The following is a 14,896-nucleotide window of genomic DNA, read 5'->3' on the forward strand; positions in this document are numbered from 1 at the left end:
GGGATTGACACCGGGGTCAAATCGAGCGTGCCAGTCATAGTGATCGATTGCACCGATCAAAGCCCGCTCCAGAATGCCGAGAGCGCGGCCGCCACCTCGCGCGGCCGTTCGGCAATTGCCCAATGCCCCGCCCCCTCGATCACGGTCAGCGGCGTGCCGGTGTTCGACGAAAAGCGCCGCGCCACCGACAGTTCGACATAGGGATCGCCCTCCCCCCAGATCAGCGCACCGTTTGCGGGGAGCCGGCCGATGTCGCGCGCCCAGTCATGTTCGAAGCTGAGCCCTTTTGCCGAGCGATAAAGTTTCAGGATCGCACGCCGCTTGTCCTTGTTGGCCCATTGCGCGGCCTCATCTGCCGCGATGTCGGCCGGCATGCCCTGCGCGGCGAGGCCCTCGGCGAGCTTTTCCGGCTTGCTCAGCGCCATGAAAAGTTCGCCGAGGATCGGGGTGTTCCAGATCCGGGCCAGCCGGTGACCGCGATAATCGGGGTCGATCACCGCGTTCGAGACCGCCCAACTGCGGATCAGGTCGGGTCGCAGCATCGCGACACGCTGTGCTATCAGCGCCCCCCAGTCGTGGCCGACGATATCGATCGGACCGTGCGCGGCGAACAGGGCCTCCGCTTCTTTCACGGCCCAGTCGGCATAGGCTTCCTTTGTCGCCGGGAAACCGGCGGGGAGCGGACCGGTGAAGCCCGGGAGCGCGGGAACCGCGACGGGCGCGTCGCCAAGATCGAGCGCGGCGAGCAGCGGACGCCAGATGGCGGGGCTGTCGGGGACGCCGTGGATGAAGAGCTTTGCCGTGGTCATGATCCCTCCCCATTCGTCGCCTCCGCGAAGGCGGGGGCGACATGTGTGTCTATTCCATCTCCCCGCGCTCGCGGCGCAGCGCATACCATTTCTGGACGTTCGCATTATGCTCCGACAGCGTCCGCGCGAATATATGGCTGCCGTCGCCCTTGGCGACGAAGAAGAGATAGTCGTTCGCCTCGGGATCGAGCACCGCGGCGATCGACGCCTTGCCGGGATTGGCAATCGGTCCCTTGGGCAGGCCGATCATCGAATAGGTGTTATAGTCGTTTACCGCCAGAATTTCGGAGCGCAGGATGCGGCGGCCAAGCGGTTTGCCCCTGGTGACCGGATAGATGATCGTCGGATCGGCCTGCAGCTTCATGCCGACCGCGAGACGGTTGGTATAGACGCCCGCGACGGTGCGGCGTTCGGCGGGGACCGACGTTTCCTTTTCGACGATCGACGCGAGCGCCATCGCCTCGTTCCGGTCCTTGACCGCGGTGCGCGGCGAACGCTTTGCCCAGAGTTCGGCGAATGCCTTGTCCATCGCGCCCTGCATCCGCTTGACGACCGCGGCGCGGCTTTCGCCGGTGGTGAAGGCATAGCTGTCGGGAAGGATGCTGCCCTCGGCGGGCACCGGGATTTCGCCAGTCAGGCGCTTTTCGGCCATCAGCCGTTCCCACACCATGATCGAGGGCATGCCCTGCGGGATCATGACGAGGCGCTGGATCGTCTTGCCCGACTGGAAAAGTGCGAGGATGTCGCCCGCGTCCATCCCCTTCTCGATCTTGTATTCGCCGGGTTTGATCGGGTCGTCCGAGCCGAAGAAGCGCGCCTGATTGCGAAAGTCGGAGGCCGAGACGAGGCCCTTTTCCTCGAGGATCCGCCCTGCCTTCGCGATGCTCGCGCCCGGCGGGACGACAACCTCGGCATCATGCGGCGCGCCGCCCGAGCAGGCGGCGAGCAACAATGCAAAGATCGCTATCGTCAACCAGCGGAACGAAGGCATCCTATTCTCCCGTCAGTCGAATCTAACGCTAAAGCCACAAAAGACCCCGCATGCGCAGCGTCATTTTGTGTCCTTTGTGGCTTTAAGTCCAACCCGGGCCAAGCCATCGCTGCTAGAGCATGGCCACGCAATGTAGGAAAGAGCGTTTCGCGATCAAAGCCACCGTCGTCATTCCCGCGAAAGCGGGAACCCAGCCCGCAACGCTGGCTCGCTGGGTTCCCGCTTTCGCGGGAATGACGAAGTTGTGTTTTGGCTTAGTCCTCGACCGCCTTGACGATCAGGCTGGCGTTGGTGCCGCCGAAGCCGAAGCTGTTGTTGAGCGCCGCCTTGACCTTGCGCTTCTTCGCGACCTTGGGAACCAGGTCGGCGCCTTCGGTACCCTCGTCGGGATTGTCGAGGTTGAGTGTCGGGGGAACGACCTGATCACGGATCGCGAGAATGCAGAAGATCGTCTCGACCGCGCCCGCGCCGCCGAGCAGGTGGCCGATCGCCGACTTGGTCGAGCTCATCGACACGTTCGCCATGGCGTCCCCGAACAGCCGCTTCACCGCACCGAGTTCGATCGTGTCGGCCATCGTCGAAGTGCCGTGGGCGTTGATATAGTCGATGTCGGCAGGGGTCATGCCCGCCTTCTTGAGCGCCGCGCTCATCGAGCGAAAGGCGCCGTCCATTTCGGGGTCGGGCGCGGTGACGTGGTACGCGTCGCCCGAGAGGCCATAACCGACGACCTCGGCATAAATCTTGGCGCCGCGCGCCTTGGCATGCTCATATTCCTCGAGCACGACGACGCCCGCGCCTTCGCCCATCACGAAGCCGTCGCGGTCCTTGTCATAGGGGCGGCTCGCCTGCTCGGGGCGGTCGTTGTAGCTCATGTTGAGCGCGCGCGCCTGTGCGAAGCCCGCGATGCCGATCGGACAGATCGTCGCCTCGGCGCCGCCCGCGAGCATGACGTCGGCATCGTCGTCGCGGATCATCCGCGCCGCATCGCCAATCGAATGCGCGCCGGTCGAACACGCGGTAACGACGGCATGATTCGGACCCTTGAGGCCATATTTGATGCTGACCTGACCCGAGATGAGGTTGATCAGGCGGCCGTGGACGAAGTGCGGCGAAACGCGGCCGGGGCCTTTTTCGGCGAGCAGCAGGCTTTCGCTTTCGATCCCCGGCAGGCCGCCGATGCCCGAACCGATCGAGCAACCGGCGCGCACCTTCTGCTCCTCGGTCATTTCGGTGAGGCCGGCGTCTTCGAGCGCCTGCCCCGCAGCGTCGATGCCGAAGATGATGAAAGGATCAACCTGGCGCTGGACCTTGTGGTCGACGCGCTTGCCGGGGTCGAAGCCATATTCATGATCGGGTCCCTTGACCTCGCACGCGATCGTGCATTTCTGGTCCGACGCGTCGAAATGGGTGATCGGACCGGCGCCCGATTTGCCTGCGATCAGATTTTTCCAGCTGGTTTCGACGTCGCCGCCGAGCGGCGTCACCAAACCCAGACCCGTCACCACAACCCGGCGCATAATCATTCCTTTCGTCGGCCCCCGCCCCCGCGGGAACCCGCATCACTTTGTCCGGCGCGCTTCTAGAGGAGCCGCGCGCATAAAAAAAGCTTCCCGGCCGCTGCGCGCATGCGCTCGTGACCGGGAAGCCGGAAATGCGTGGGCGGCTTGCCGCCGCATCCGGCCAGGCCGGATCGCAGGGCTTTAGCCCTTGTTCGCTTCGATATAGTCGATCGCATCCTTGACGGTGGCGATCTTTTCCGCCGCATCGTCGGGGATTTCGACGCCGAATTCTTCTTCGAACGCCATCACCAGCTCGACGATGTCGAGGCTGTCGGCGCCCAGATCGTCGATGAAGCTCGCTTCCTCGGTGACCTTGTCGGCTTCGACGCCCAGATGTTCGACGACGATCTTCTTAACCTTTTCGGCCGAATCGCTCATGCGCTATTCCTTTTCTGACTAAGCCGTGAATGTTGGGGTTTGCCCTAGTGCGCAGCAGCGGGGCTGGCAAGAGGGCTGGCGCCGGATGGTTGGCGCCGTTCGATTTCTTCGTTTCGTAGCACCCGCATCATGGCAGGGTCTTCGTCACCGAAACGACGCCCGCCTCGCGCAGCGCCGCCGAGGCTCGCGCGATCACCGCCGGGGTGATGACGAATTGTTGCAGCACCCGTTCGGGCGGGGTTCCCGCCGGCTGCCGGGTGTAGGCAAGCAGGCGCTGCCACTGCCGGCGCGCCTCGGGCAGGTTGCCCGAGCGCGCGAGCACGACCGAACGCACCATCAAATATTGCGGCTCCATATTGCTCGGCGACGGCATCTGATCGAGTATCGACAGGGCTTCGTCCTGATTGCCGCGTTGCGAGAGCAGGAAGGCCAGCGTCACCGCGGGCACGCCGGGATAGGACGAATCGAGCGCGAGCGAACGCCGGAGCAGCGCCTCGCCCTCGTCCATCTGGCCGCAGGTCGTCTTGAACAGGCCGAGGAAACCCGACAAGTCGGAGTCATAGGGGTTGAGCTTGATCGCAGCGTCGCCCATCGCGTTGCCCGCCGGGCAATTGCCCGCATAAAAGCTGGCGCGAGCCATGGCGAACAGCCCCGCCGAGCTGTTCGGACCATTTTGATAGGATTGTTCGGCGAGCAGCCGCGCCTCGGCGAACGCCGCCTGCCCTTCCTTCGTCGTCCGCCGCGGCTGCCAGTCTCCGAAACGGAGCAGCGACAGCGCGGTCAGCGTTACCGGGTCGTTCGGACTGGTCTTGAGCCCGGCGCGCAGGCAGGCGTCGATCTGCCGCACGCTGGCCCGGTTGCGCATCTGGCGCATGCGGTTGAACTGGGCGAGGCAGGGAAAGCCGGGGTTGAAATTGTCGGGCTGGCGCTGGACCTGGTCGCGCACGATAATCCCGAAATCGCCCGCGACCTGCGCGATGGCGGGCTCTACCGCGGTAAATTCGGGCACCTCGTCGGCGGTCAGCCGGAGTTGCTGCGACCAGATCGTGCGCTGATCGGCGACGCGGTTGAGCACGAGGGTAACGTCGACATTGCCCTCGAGCGTGCGCACGAGCGATGTGTCGAGGCGGTAGTCGATGCGGCCGGCCGCAGCGGCACTGCCCGGTGCACCGGCGCTACGCAGGTCGACCAGATCGAAGCGCCGCAGCCCGTCGCGCAGCTTGCCATCGAGGGCACGGGCCAGCGCCCGCGAGGGACCGCTATCCCCGGCGATCGGTGCGCTGACCTCGAGCAGCGGCATCGGCGCGGGCGTGGCCGCGAGCAGCTTGCCTTGGCCGGCGGTGAACCACCAGCTCGCCAGCAGCGCGAGCGCCACAAAAACGAAGGCCAGGCCCCAGCGGGGCCGGCGGGGCGCAATAGAGGTGCCGGGCGTCGCCGGCGAGCGCGGCCTGTCGGCCTCCGGCATATCGGCGGCAGGCGCCGATGCAGCACCGTCCGGCTCCGCCGGCGAACGGCCCGGCGGCGCATTGCGATGCTGGATGACCACTTCATAACTGCCCTGCGGAACGCGGAGGCGATGAACCCACGGCGTGTCGGCATAATAGCGGTCGAGCAGGCTGCGAAGGCGCCCGACCATCACGCGCGGATAGCTGTCGACCGCGGGATCGAAATCGGCGCTGCGGCCAAGCGCCTCGGTCGCGATCGCATAGGCCTTGGGCGCGCTGCGGCCGCCGCGAAGACGATGTTCGACGAGGAATTGAAGCAGGCGCGACAGCACCGGCGAGCGAACGAACATCGGCGATTCGAGCAGCCGCTCGCATTCCTGCTCGATGATCCGGTCGGTTTCGGCCGCCGTCTGTGTATCCGTCGCTTTCGCGTGATCCATGCTATCCCTCAAACCCCAGCTGACGGGGCGGTTGATACGGCATTCCGAAGTCGCGGCCAGCCATTGTTACTCGCTTGTAACGGTAACAGGCGGCCTTTTATTCCCGACGAAAAATAACAATCGCGTCAAACGCCCCGGAAAACCGCCAAACAAGGTTAATGGCTTCTTATCATCTTGCTACACCCCGCTACGTGACCCCATGTAACTGCAATCTGTTACCGGTTTCTGCGAATTTCCAATCGTCGCGGTGTCCCCCCACAGCGCCGCGGTCTGGTCTGAGACATGTTCTCAGTTAGACGGATTGAAGCCGGTGGGTCGAAAGGTGCGAGCTGGTCCCTGGCACCGTTCGGAATATCTACCGGCTTCATGCACTGAGACTTCGCCGGGTGGGACGCAGCCCCACCTGCTTTCTACCCGGCGAGTCCGCCCTGTCCGTCTCCGACAACTGACCCTGCGACCTTTCTTACAGGCAGCTTGTATCACGCTATGTCGATACGGAAAGCACAAAGCTTACTTTGCTTGCTATCGATCTCGTTTTTCGGCCGGATCGCTGGCCGGACCTTTGCACGTCGAGAAAGGCAATGGCGCGGTTGCGCTGATGTCAGCTTGGGGGGTGGGAGTTGTCGCTTGTTACGTCGTCATCCCGGGCTTGACCCGGGACCCGCCTTTCTTCTTTCGACCCCGGATCAACGAAAAGGCAGGCCCCGGGTCAAGCCCGGGGTGACGGATGGTTTACGCCAGCGTCGCGTTTCCGCCGTCACCAGCCCCGCCGTTCCGCCTACATCCCCACAAAAAAGAGCGCGCGACCATCGGCCGCGCGCTCTTTCGGGTATTGCCCGGATCCTGGGCGTGTCAGGCCTTGCAGGGACCGACGTTGGTGCTGGTCACCTGCATCTGCATTTCCATCTGGCCGCCGGCCGGAGCGGGCCCCTTGGATGTGACGAGCACGTCGGTCTTCTTGGCCGCCATCGTGCCGTTCATCGCGAGTTCGACCTTCTGGCCGTTCGAGGTACAGGTGCCGGCGACGTCGACCGTGCTGCCGCCGATCTCTTTCTTCGACCAGGTGCAGCCTTCGCCGAAGCCCTTCGACAGCGCGTCGGCGGGGTTTTCCTGATCGACCTGTTCCTGCGTCACGCACTGTTCGGTGCCGCTGGCCGATGCGAACTGCTTCGCCATCTGGTCCTTCATATTGTCGGGCACGCCCGGCATGTCGAATTTGACCAGCTTGATGTCGGTCTTCCAGTTGCCGGCTTCGCGCTTGACCGGAGCGGACGACGATGCGGTGCTGGCGCCGCTGGCCTTTTCCGCGCCGGCGTCGGCCGAATTGTCCGACTTGCCGCAGCCGGCGACCGCGAGCGATGCGCCGAGCAGCGCCACCGTAATAAACTTTTTCATGAGTTCCTCCTCCTGTCAGGCAAGGCAAAAACCCCTTCGGCGCCAAATGGTTGCTTGAATTCCAGCGCCAAAACGACAAAGGGCGCCAGCCTTGGCCGACGCCCCGCTTGTCATACCGAAGACCGGATCAGGTCGCCGAGGCGCCGGCCGGCTTGCACGGACCGGTGTGGACGCTCGTCATCTGCAGCACCATTTCCATGTCGCCGCCGGTGGGGACCTTGCCCTTGGTGGTGATCGTCACGTCGTTCTTCTTCGCTTCGATCGTGCCGTTCATCGCCATGTCGACGGTTTGGCCATTGGCCTTACAGGTGCCCGCGACGTCGATCTTGCCGCCGCCGACTTCCTTCTTCGACCAGGTGCATTCGCCGCCGTTGCCGGGTCCCTTGGCGAGTTCGGCCGCGATGTCTTCCTTATCGACCTGTTCCTGCGTGAAGCACTGGTCCATGCCGCTGGCACCTTCCATCATCTGCTTCATGCCCGCCTTCATTTCCTCGGGCATGCCGGGAACGTCGAACTTCACCAGCTTGATATCGGTTTTCCAGTTGCCCGCTTCGCGCTTCACCGTGCCGCCGGCGTTTTCGCTCTTGCCGCAGCCCGACACCGCCAATGCGACACCGAGGGCCGCAATCGTCATAATCTGTTTCATACCCTGTCTCCTGTGACTCGCTTGCCGCGCTCTCTTGTGATGGATTGCGATTGTGGACCCGCACCATCGATACCATATTGGCGTTGATGGCAATTCAGATTCGTACATCGCTCGATGAAATCGATACGGCCGCGGACTATGTCCCGCACCGCCCTGCCCGCCCCGACAAGGTCGAAGGCGGCAAAAGATTCGAACTGGTCAGCGACTATGAGCCGGCGGGCGACCAGCCGACCGCGATCCGCGAACTGGTGTCGACCGCCCTCGACGGTGAGCGCGATCAGGTGCTGCTCGGCGTCACCGGCTCGGGCAAGACCTTCACCATGGCCAAGGTCATCGAGGAATTGCAGCGCCCGGCGCTGATCCTCGCCCCGAACAAGATCCTCGCGGCGCAGCTCTATGGCGAGTTCAAGAGCTTCTTTCCGAACAATGCGGTCGAATATTTCGTCAGCTATTACGACTATTACCAGCCCGAGGCCTATGTGCCGCGCTCGGACACCTATATCGAGAAGGAAAGCTCGGTAAACGAAGCGATCGACCGGATGCGCCATTCGGCGACGCGCGCGCTGCTCGAACGCGACGACGTGATCATCGTCGCGTCGGTGTCGTGCCTCTACGGCATCGGGTCGGTCGAGACTTACTCGGCGATGATCTTCGACCTCAAAAAGGGTCAGGTCGCCGACAATCGCGAGATCATCCGCAAGCTCGTCGCGCTCCAGTACAAGCGCAACGATCAGGCCTTTGCGCGCGGCAATTTCCGCGTGCGCGGCGACAGCCTCGAAATCTTCCCCTCGCACTACGAGGACATGGCGTGGCGCGTCAGCTTCTTCGGCGACGAGATCGAGGAGATCACCGAATTCGATCCGCTGACCGGCAAGAAGATCGCCAGCCTCAACTATGTCCGCATCTATGCGAACAGCCACTATGTCACCCCGGGGCCGACGCTCAAACAGGCGACCGAGGCGATCCGCCACGAGCTTGCCGAGCGCCTCAAGGAACTCGAGGCCGAGGGCCGGCTGCTCGAGGCACAGCGGCTCGAACAGCGCACCAATTTCGACCTCGAAATGATCGCCGCGACGGGCAGCTGCGCGGGGATCGAGAATTACAGCCGCTTCCTGACCGGCCGCCTGCCCGGCGAGCCGCCGCCGACTTTGTTCGAATATCTCCCCGACAACGCCCTGCTGTTCGTCGACGAGAGCCACCAGACGATCCCGCAGATCGGCGCGATGTCGAAGGGCGATCACCGCCGCAAGATCACGCTGGCCGAATATGGCTTCCGCCTGCCGTCGTGCATCGACAACCGGCCGCTGCGTTTTGCAGAATGGGACGTCATGCGGCCGCAGACGGTCAGCGTCTCGGCGACGCCCGGCACGTGGGAGATGGACCGCACGCAGGGCGTCTTCGCCGAACAGGTGATCCGCCCGACGGGGCTCATCGACCCGCCGGTGATCATCCGTCCGGTCGAGGAACAGGTCGACGACCTGATCATGGAGGCCAAGGCGACCGCGGCAAACGGCTATCGCACCCTCGTCACGACGCTGACCAAGCGCATGGCCGAAGACCTTACCGAATTCCTCCACGAGGCGGGGCTCAAGGTCCGTTACATGCACTCGGACGTCGAGACGCTGGAGCGTATCGAGATCATCCGCGACCTCCGCCTCGGGGTGTTCGACGTGCTCGTCGGGATCAACCTGCTGCGCGAAGGGCTCGATATCCCCGAGTGCGGACTCGTCGCGATCCTCGATGCCGACAAGGAAGGCTTTCTGCGCAGCGAGACGTCGCTGGTGCAGACGATCGGCCGCGCCGCGCGCAATGTCGACGGGCGCGTCATCCTCTATGCCGACCGCATCACCGGCAGCATGGAACGCGCGATGCGCGAGACCGACCGCCGCCGCGAAAAGCAGGAGGCCTATAACGCCGAACACGGCATCACCCCGACGACGATCAAGCGCAATATCGGCGACATCATCGCGCATGTCGCGTCGAAGGATCAGGTGACGATCGACATCGGCGAGGACAAGCCGGCGCATATGGTCGGCCACAACCTCCGCGCCTATATCCAGGACCTCGAAAAGAAGATGCGCGACGCCGCCGCCGACCTGGAGTTCGAGGAAGCCGGGCGCCTGCGTGACGAGATCCGCCGATTGGAAGCCGACGAGCTCGGCCTCCCCGCCGATGAACAGGTCGCCCCGCGCGTCGGCCGCTCGAACGAAGGCAAGCCGGGGACGCGCAAGGGGCGGTTCGGCAAGCAGAGCAAGACCAAGTGGGGGCGATAGTCCTCCTTCCTATATCTTCGTCACCCCGGACTTGATCCGGGGTGCCGCTCAGCAACGTCGTCAAGGGGGACCCCGGATCAAGTCCGGGGGGACGAGCGTTTGTGCTTCGACAAACGCTTACCCTACGCCGACGAGCGGCCTTGCCGCTTTCCCTTAGCCTGCTTAGGGTCCGCGCCCTCAACGGGGAGAAATATCCATGAAATCGGGTCTGTCGCTGATCGCCCTGGCGCTTGCCGCCGCCACCCCTGCCGCCCTGCACGCGCAGGACAAGCCGGACGACAAGGCGAAAGCAGAGAAGCCCGCGGCCGATTACGAGCCGCAGGTACACACGACGAAGCTCAGCGGCACGTTCGGCGGCCAGCGCGTCAACTATGCTGCGACGATCGGCGAGACGATCCTCAAGAACAAGGATGGCGTCGCCGAGGCGGCGATCGTCACCACCGCCTATGTCAAGGAACCGCGCGACCCAAGCCGCCCGGTGACCTTCCTGTTCAACGGCGGCCCGGGGTCGGGCACCGTCTGGCTGATGATGGGGGCGTTCGGGCCGAAGCGGGTCGCGATCCCCAGCGACGCACGCGACGACGGCGCCCCGCCTTACCCGATCGTCGACAATCCCGACGCCTTGCTCGACGTCACCGATGTCGTCTTCATCGACCCGCCGGGCACCGGTTTCTCGCACCTGATCGGCAAGGCGAACCCCGAGGATTATTACGGCGTCACGCAGGATGCGAAGGCGGTCGCCGAAGTGATCCGCCGCTGGCTCAATGACAATGGCCGCTGGAACAGCCCCAAGTTCCTCGGCGGCGAAAGCTATGGCACGACGCGCTCGGCCGCGGTCGCGAACCAGTTGATGAACGAGACGTACAATGACGTCGCGCTCAACGGCATCATCCTGATTTCGACCGTGCTCGACTTCGCCGCAGGCGCCGACACGCCGGGCAACGAGCTCAGCTATATCACCAACCTGCCCTCGATGGCGGCGACGGCGCAATTCCACGGCAAGGCCGGCGGCGGCGCGTCGGTCGAAGCCTTCGTCGAGGAAGCGCGGCAATGGGCGATCGGCCCCTATGCCTCGGCGCTGCTCAAGGGCCAGAAATTGCAGGGCGAAGAACGCGCCGCGATCCGCCGCGACCTCGCGCGCTTTACCGGGCTTTCGGAAACCTATCTCGAAAGCGCCGACCTGCGCGTCACCCCGAATCGCTTCTACAAGGAATTGCTGCGCGATCGCGGGCTGACCGTCGGCCGCCTCGACAGCCGCTACACCGGCAAGGATTATGACAGTGCCGGCGAGGGGCCCGACAACGACCCCAGCTTCTATGGCATCGACGCGAGCTACACCGCCGCGATCAACAGCTGGAGCCGCGATACGCTGGGGTTCAAAACGGATCGCGAATATCAATCGATCGGCCGCATCGGCGGTCAGTGGGACTGGCGGATCGGCGGCCGCGACAGCAACGCTTACCTCAACGTCGCGCCCTATATCGGGCAGGCGCTGCGCGAGAATTCGGGGCTGCGCGTGTTCGTCGGCCAGGGCTATTATGATTTCGCGACGCCCTTCTTCGCTGCCGAATATGCGCTGTCACGCACCGGCATCCCGCAGGACCGCGTCGAATATCAATATTATGGCGCGGGCCACATGATGTATATCCGCGACGAGGACCGCCATAAATTGTCGGCGGACATCCGCGCCTTCATTCGCGGGCGCTGACTAACTCCACCATCGTTCGGTTTCGGCTGGTTTTTGCCGTTTGGGCCAACCTTACCCGTTCGCATCGAGCGAAGTCGAGATGCCCCTCAGGCTGGGCGCAAGGCCGACGGGTGTCTCGACTTCGCTCGACACGAACGGAAATAACGGACGGTCAGGAATCCACCCCAGAGCCGACATCACGATATCAGCGCAGCACGCCCGCCGCCGCCTGCCGCCGCGTATAAACGAACAGCGCGATCAGGATCGCCCAGATCACCAGCGTGAACACCGCCGGGAAGCTGCCGAACATGCGCGTCAGATCGGCATAGTGCATACCGAACTGGTAGAGGCAACTGATCGCGAGGCCAACCAGCGACACCGCGAACGCCGTCACCGCATGGCGGCTCCGCGCCAGCAGCAGGATCGAACCAAGCACAGAACCCCAGACGCCGAGAGCCCAGCCGATATTCGCCCAGACCGGGAAGCTGGCGAACCACGCCTGCTGTTCGGGCGTGAAGCCCGCCAGATAGTCCGCATTCGCCATCTTGGTCATCGTGTAATCGAACGCCCCGAAAGCATTCCACAGCAGCGACACGCCCCCGACGACCCACAGGTGCACCGGCGTTTTTCCGACTGTAGTCATATTCATCTCCCCCTCCAGAAAGATCAGGCGAAGCTATCACGCTTTGCCGCTTGCAGCAATGTGGTGACATAGTCGCGCAATACAGCGATGTTGCGGTCAAAATAGCCGATGTCGCGATAGGTGCGCGCCTGCATCACCGCGCCCTCCATCACCGTCAGCACGAACTCGCCGAGCGCATTCGCGTCGCTGCCGGGCGGCAGGCGATGCGCCGCGGCATCGAAGCAGCCCGCGATCGCCGTCGACCAATTGGTGAAGTTCGCCGCCATCAGCTCGCGCACCACCGGATCGGGCTCGTGAATCTCGAGCGCGAGGCTGCCGATCGGGCAGCCATAGGTGCAGTCGGTGACGATCAAATGGGTGCGGTAACCGGCGAGCAGCGCGAAAATCCGGTCGATCGGATCGTCGACGCCCTCCCAGTTCGGCGCCAGCAGCATCTCGCCGATGCCGTCGCGATACATTTCGAGCACCCCGACGAGAACGTCCTGCTTGCCGGGGAAGAAATGATAGAGGCTACCCGAATGGACCTGGCTGCGCGACAATATGTCGGCGATCGAGGTCGAGCCATAGCCCTTCTCCCAGAACAGCTCCATCGCGGTCATCAGGATACGGTGACGGGTATCGACGGCGTTCATCGGCCTGCCCTTCAACCGGCCCGGTCATAGGCGGCGCGCAGCCAGTCCGCGACATCGTCGCCCGCCTCCTCGTCCGCCGCAATCCTGACGCGGTGCGAGACCATCGCATTCCAGCTTCCCGCCGGCTCCAGCCGGCCCGCCGGTTCCACGCCCTTTAGCGCAAGGCCGATATCGAAGCGATCCTTTGTCGACGGCTGGAGCAGCGCGAACTGTTTCTTGCGGCGCAGGCTGACATAGCCCTTCTTCGGCGCGAACTCGACATCGCCGCCGAAACCCTGCACCAGCCCGACGAGCCGGTCGTAGAGCGGCCGCCAATGCGCCTTCGTCCCGTCGAATGCCGCTGTGACCAGATCGTCGCCGTCCTGCGACACCGCCGCCGATGCGTTCGCCGCATGGACAATCATGTTCGCATAGCCGTGCCCCAGCCCGTGCTCGGATTTCAGGTAACTCACCAGCGCCATATGTCCGGCGATCCCGGCGGCGCGCGCGGTCGCAACCCATTCGTCGAGCCCCTTGCCGGTCTTGGCACGGAGATTCTCGCCCATCTTTTCGAATTCGTCGGCCATCGCCACCTCCTTCGTCCCGATAAGTTGATTGAACATTCAACCAAGCAAATTGTCAAGTCCCTTGGCAAGCGCGCCGCGCCGCGCGATAGGCGCGCGATGTGTGTCGTTGCTCTCGCCCGGCAAGTCCATCGCGATTGGCCGCTGATCCTGATCGGGAACCGCGATGAATTTCACGCGCGTCCCGCCGCGCCGCTCCACGCGTGGGACGACGGCAGCGGGATCGTCGCCGGGCGCGACCTGCAGGCGGGCGGTACCTGGCTGGGGGTACACCGGCCAAGCGGACGCGTCGTCGTGGTGACCAATGTCCGCGGCGCGATGCCCGATCCTGCCAAGGAGTCGCGCGGCGCGCAGGTGACCGATCTGTTGCGCGGCGACGGACGTTTTGCCGATCCGGCGGCCGAAGATCTGCCGCGCTTCAATGCCTTCAACCTGTTCGCCGTCGCTGGCGACGCGACGCGGCTGCTCACCAATCGGCCGGTGCCGCTGATCATGCCGCTGGATGTTGGCGTGCATGCGCTCGCGAACGAACCGGTCGACGCGCCCTGCCCGCGCGCCGAGCGGCTGCGGCTGGCGCTGGAAGAGGTCGCCCGCGAGGGGAGCGATCCCGAAGGCCTGCTCGATACGCTGACTGCGGAAGACGACCCGGCACTGTTCCTGCGCGGCGACGTCTATGGCACCCGCGCCTCGACGCTCGTGCTGATCGCGACCGACGGCAGCGTGCGCATGACCGAACGCCGATATGAAGCGGGCGGCCGCTCCATCGGAACGACCGCCCTCGAATTTCGCATCGGCTGAGCCGAGGAAAGCTTATTTCGGCGCCAGTACCATCAGCATCTGGCGGCCTTCGGTGCGCGGGTGCGCCTCGACCTTCGCGACTTCCGCCGTCATCTCGGCGACGCGCTGGAGCACGTTGAGGCCGAGCTGGGTGTGGCTCATCTCGCGGCCGCGGAAGCGCATGGTCATCTTGACCTTGTCGCCTTCCTCGAGGAAGTCGAAGACCTTGCGCATCTTCACGTCGAAATCATGATCGTCGATATTCGGACGCATCTTGATCTCTTTGATTTCCTGCGTCTTCTGGCTCTTGCGCGCGAGGTTCGCCTTTTTCTGGGCTTCGTATTTGAACTTGCCCACGTCGAGGAACTTGCACACCGGCGGATCGGCATTCGGGGACACTTCGACAAGGTCCAGACCGACGGAGGCCGCCTGTTCGATCGCTTCGGCGGTCAGCATGACGCCCAGATTTTCGCCTTCCTCGTCGATCACGCGGACCTTGGGGGAAGCGATGAATTCATTGTATCGCGGGCCATTCTTGGGCGGCATTCGGTCCATCGGGCGGCGAGTCATGGGCGGTGGTATAGCTGTATCTCCTGGTCGTTGTCGGGGCGCGCGGAATCGGCACGAGGCGCGCGCACTGTCCATATAGTGAACGCGC

General features: G+C 64.1%; 14 protein-coding genes. 3 read left to right on the plus strand and 11 right to left on the minus strand.

Annotated elements, in window-relative coordinates; all coding sequences use genetic code 11:
- Window positions 1-56 precede the first annotated feature (56 nt).
- The 7 genes from AN936_RS13325 to AN936_RS13355 form a co-directional block, all read right to left on the minus strand.
- Window positions 57-809, minus strand: coding sequence for an alpha/beta fold hydrolase (locus tag AN936_RS13325; RefSeq protein ID WP_054588563.1), 753 nt, complete (start codon window positions 807-809; stop codon window positions 57-59).
- A 49-nt stretch (window positions 810-858) separates the two neighbouring features.
- Window positions 859-1,800 carry an endolytic transglycosylase MltG gene (gene mltG, locus AN936_RS13330; protein ID WP_054588564.1) on the minus strand — a complete coding sequence of 314 codons (942 nt, stop codon included), beginning with the start codon at window positions 1,798-1,800 and terminating at the stop codon, window positions 859-861.
- 254 nt (window positions 1,801-2,054) lie between these two features.
- Window positions 2,055-3,317 (minus strand): beta-ketoacyl-ACP synthase II, encoded by a 1,263-nt coding sequence (gene fabF / locus AN936_RS13335; RefSeq protein WP_054590283.1) that lies wholly within the window; start codon window positions 3,315-3,317, stop codon window positions 2,055-2,057.
- Window positions 3,318-3,500: 183 nt separating this feature from the next.
- On the minus strand, window positions 3,501-3,737 hold the full coding sequence (locus AN936_RS13340) for an acyl carrier protein (RefSeq protein WP_003039428.1): 237 nt from the start codon (window positions 3,735-3,737) through the stop codon (window positions 3,501-3,503).
- Window positions 3,738-3,864: 127 nt separating this feature from the next.
- Window positions 3,865-5,622, minus strand: a complete 1,758-nt coding sequence (locus AN936_RS13345) for a tetratricopeptide repeat protein (RefSeq protein ID WP_054588565.1) — start codon at window positions 5,620-5,622, stop codon at window positions 3,865-3,867.
- A gap of 852 nt (window positions 5,623-6,474) precedes the next feature.
- Window positions 6,475-7,017: a DUF3617 domain-containing protein gene (locus tag AN936_RS13350; protein WP_054588566.1), complete on the minus strand. Its 543-nt coding sequence runs from the start codon at window positions 7,015-7,017 to the stop codon at window positions 6,475-6,477.
- Between the two features lie 127 nt (window positions 7,018-7,144).
- Window positions 7,145-7,663, minus strand: coding sequence for a DUF3617 domain-containing protein (locus AN936_RS13355; RefSeq protein WP_054588567.1), 519 nt, complete (start codon window positions 7,661-7,663; stop codon window positions 7,145-7,147).
- An 86-nt stretch (window positions 7,664-7,749) separates the two neighbouring features.
- On the opposite strand from AN936_RS13355, the gene uvrB reads away from it, so the two are divergent.
- A complete protein-coding gene (gene uvrB, locus AN936_RS13360; protein ID WP_054590284.1) occupies window positions 7,750-9,936 on the plus strand; it encodes an excinuclease ABC subunit UvrB in 2,187 nt (728 codons plus the stop codon).
- A 196-nt stretch (window positions 9,937-10,132) separates the two neighbouring features.
- Window positions 10,133-11,644 (plus strand): S10 family peptidase, encoded by a 1,512-nt coding sequence (locus AN936_RS13365; RefSeq protein WP_054588568.1) that lies wholly within the window; start codon window positions 10,133-10,135, stop codon window positions 11,642-11,644.
- Between the two features lie 184 nt (window positions 11,645-11,828).
- Here the strand turns inward: AN936_RS13365 and AN936_RS13370 are convergent, their stop codons facing one another.
- The 3 genes from AN936_RS13370 to AN936_RS13380 are packed head-to-tail and all read right to left on the minus strand — an operon-like array spanning window position 11,829 to window position 13,464.
- Window positions 11,829-12,266, minus strand: a complete 438-nt coding sequence (locus tag AN936_RS13370; protein WP_054588569.1) for a hypothetical protein — start codon at window positions 12,264-12,266, stop codon at window positions 11,829-11,831.
- A 23-nt stretch (window positions 12,267-12,289) separates the two neighbouring features.
- Complete coding sequence (locus AN936_RS13375) at window positions 12,290-12,898, minus strand: TetR/AcrR family transcriptional regulator (protein ID WP_054588570.1); 609 nt, start codon at window positions 12,896-12,898, stop codon at window positions 12,290-12,292.
- An 11-nt stretch (window positions 12,899-12,909) separates the two neighbouring features.
- Window positions 12,910-13,464, minus strand: coding sequence for a DUF4287 domain-containing protein (locus AN936_RS13380; protein WP_054590285.1), 555 nt, complete (start codon window positions 13,462-13,464; stop codon window positions 12,910-12,912).
- Window positions 13,465-13,560: 96 nt separating this feature from the next.
- Here AN936_RS13380 and AN936_RS13385 point away from each other — a divergent pair, with 96 nt between their 5' ends.
- Window positions 13,561-14,259, plus strand: a complete 699-nt coding sequence (locus AN936_RS13385) for an NRDE family protein (protein WP_054588571.1) — start codon at window positions 13,561-13,563, stop codon at window positions 14,257-14,259.
- 12 nt (window positions 14,260-14,271) lie between these two features.
- On the opposite strand, the gene infC is transcribed toward AN936_RS13385, so the two are convergent.
- Window positions 14,272-14,808: a translation initiation factor IF-3 gene (infC, locus tag AN936_RS13390; RefSeq protein WP_054588572.1), complete on the minus strand. Its 537-nt coding sequence runs from the start codon at window positions 14,806-14,808 to the stop codon at window positions 14,272-14,274.
- Between the last annotated feature and the right edge of the window lie 88 nt (window positions 14,809-14,896).

This window comes from Sphingopyxis macrogoltabida (assembly GCF_001307295.1).
Taxonomy (GTDB): Bacteria; Pseudomonadota; Alphaproteobacteria; order Sphingomonadales; family Sphingomonadaceae; genus Sphingopyxis; species Sphingopyxis macrogoltabida_B.

Coding starts and splice junctions, on each gene's coding strand:
- AN936_RS13350 (WP_054588566.1), bottom strand. CDS start 7,017: ATGAAAAAGTTTATTACGGTGGCGCTGCTCGGCGCATCGCTCGCGGTC.
- AN936_RS13370 (WP_054588569.1), bottom strand. CDS start 12,266: ATGACTACAGTCGGAAAAACGCCGGTGCACCTGTGGGTCGTCGGGGGC.
- AN936_RS13380 (WP_054590285.1), bottom strand. CDS start 13,464: ATGGCCGACGAATTCGAAAAGATGGGCGAGAATCTCCGTGCCAAGACC.
- AN936_RS13345 (WP_054588565.1), bottom strand. CDS start 5,622: ATGGATCACGCGAAAGCGACGGATACACAGACGGCGGCCGAAACCGAC.
- AN936_RS13385 (WP_054588571.1), top strand. CDS start 13,561: ATGTGTGTCGTTGCTCTCGCCCGGCAAGTCCATCGCGATTGGCCGCTG.
- mltG (WP_054588564.1), bottom strand. CDS start 1,800: ATGCCTTCGTTCCGCTGGTTGACGATAGCGATCTTTGCATTGTTGCTC.
- AN936_RS13365 (WP_054588568.1), top strand. CDS start 10,133: ATGAAATCGGGTCTGTCGCTGATCGCCCTGGCGCTTGCCGCCGCCACC.
- AN936_RS13325 (WP_054588563.1), bottom strand. CDS start 809: ATGACCACGGCAAAGCTCTTCATCCACGGCGTCCCCGACAGCCCCGCC.
- AN936_RS13355 (WP_054588567.1), bottom strand. CDS start 7,663: ATGAAACAGATTATGACGATTGCGGCCCTCGGTGTCGCATTGGCGGTG.
- infC (WP_054588572.1), bottom strand. CDS start 14,808: ATGACTCGCCGCCCGATGGACCGAATGCCGCCCAAGAATGGCCCGCGA.
- uvrB (WP_054590284.1), top strand. CDS start 7,750: ATGGCAATTCAGATTCGTACATCGCTCGATGAAATCGATACGGCCGCG.
- fabF (WP_054590283.1), bottom strand. CDS start 3,317: ATGCGCCGGGTTGTGGTGACGGGTCTGGGTTTGGTGACGCCGCTCGGC.
- AN936_RS13375 (WP_054588570.1), bottom strand. CDS start 12,898: ATGAACGCCGTCGATACCCGTCACCGTATCCTGATGACCGCGATGGAG.
- AN936_RS13340 (WP_003039428.1), bottom strand. CDS start 3,737: ATGAGCGATTCGGCCGAAAAGGTTAAGAAGATCGTCGTCGAACATCTG.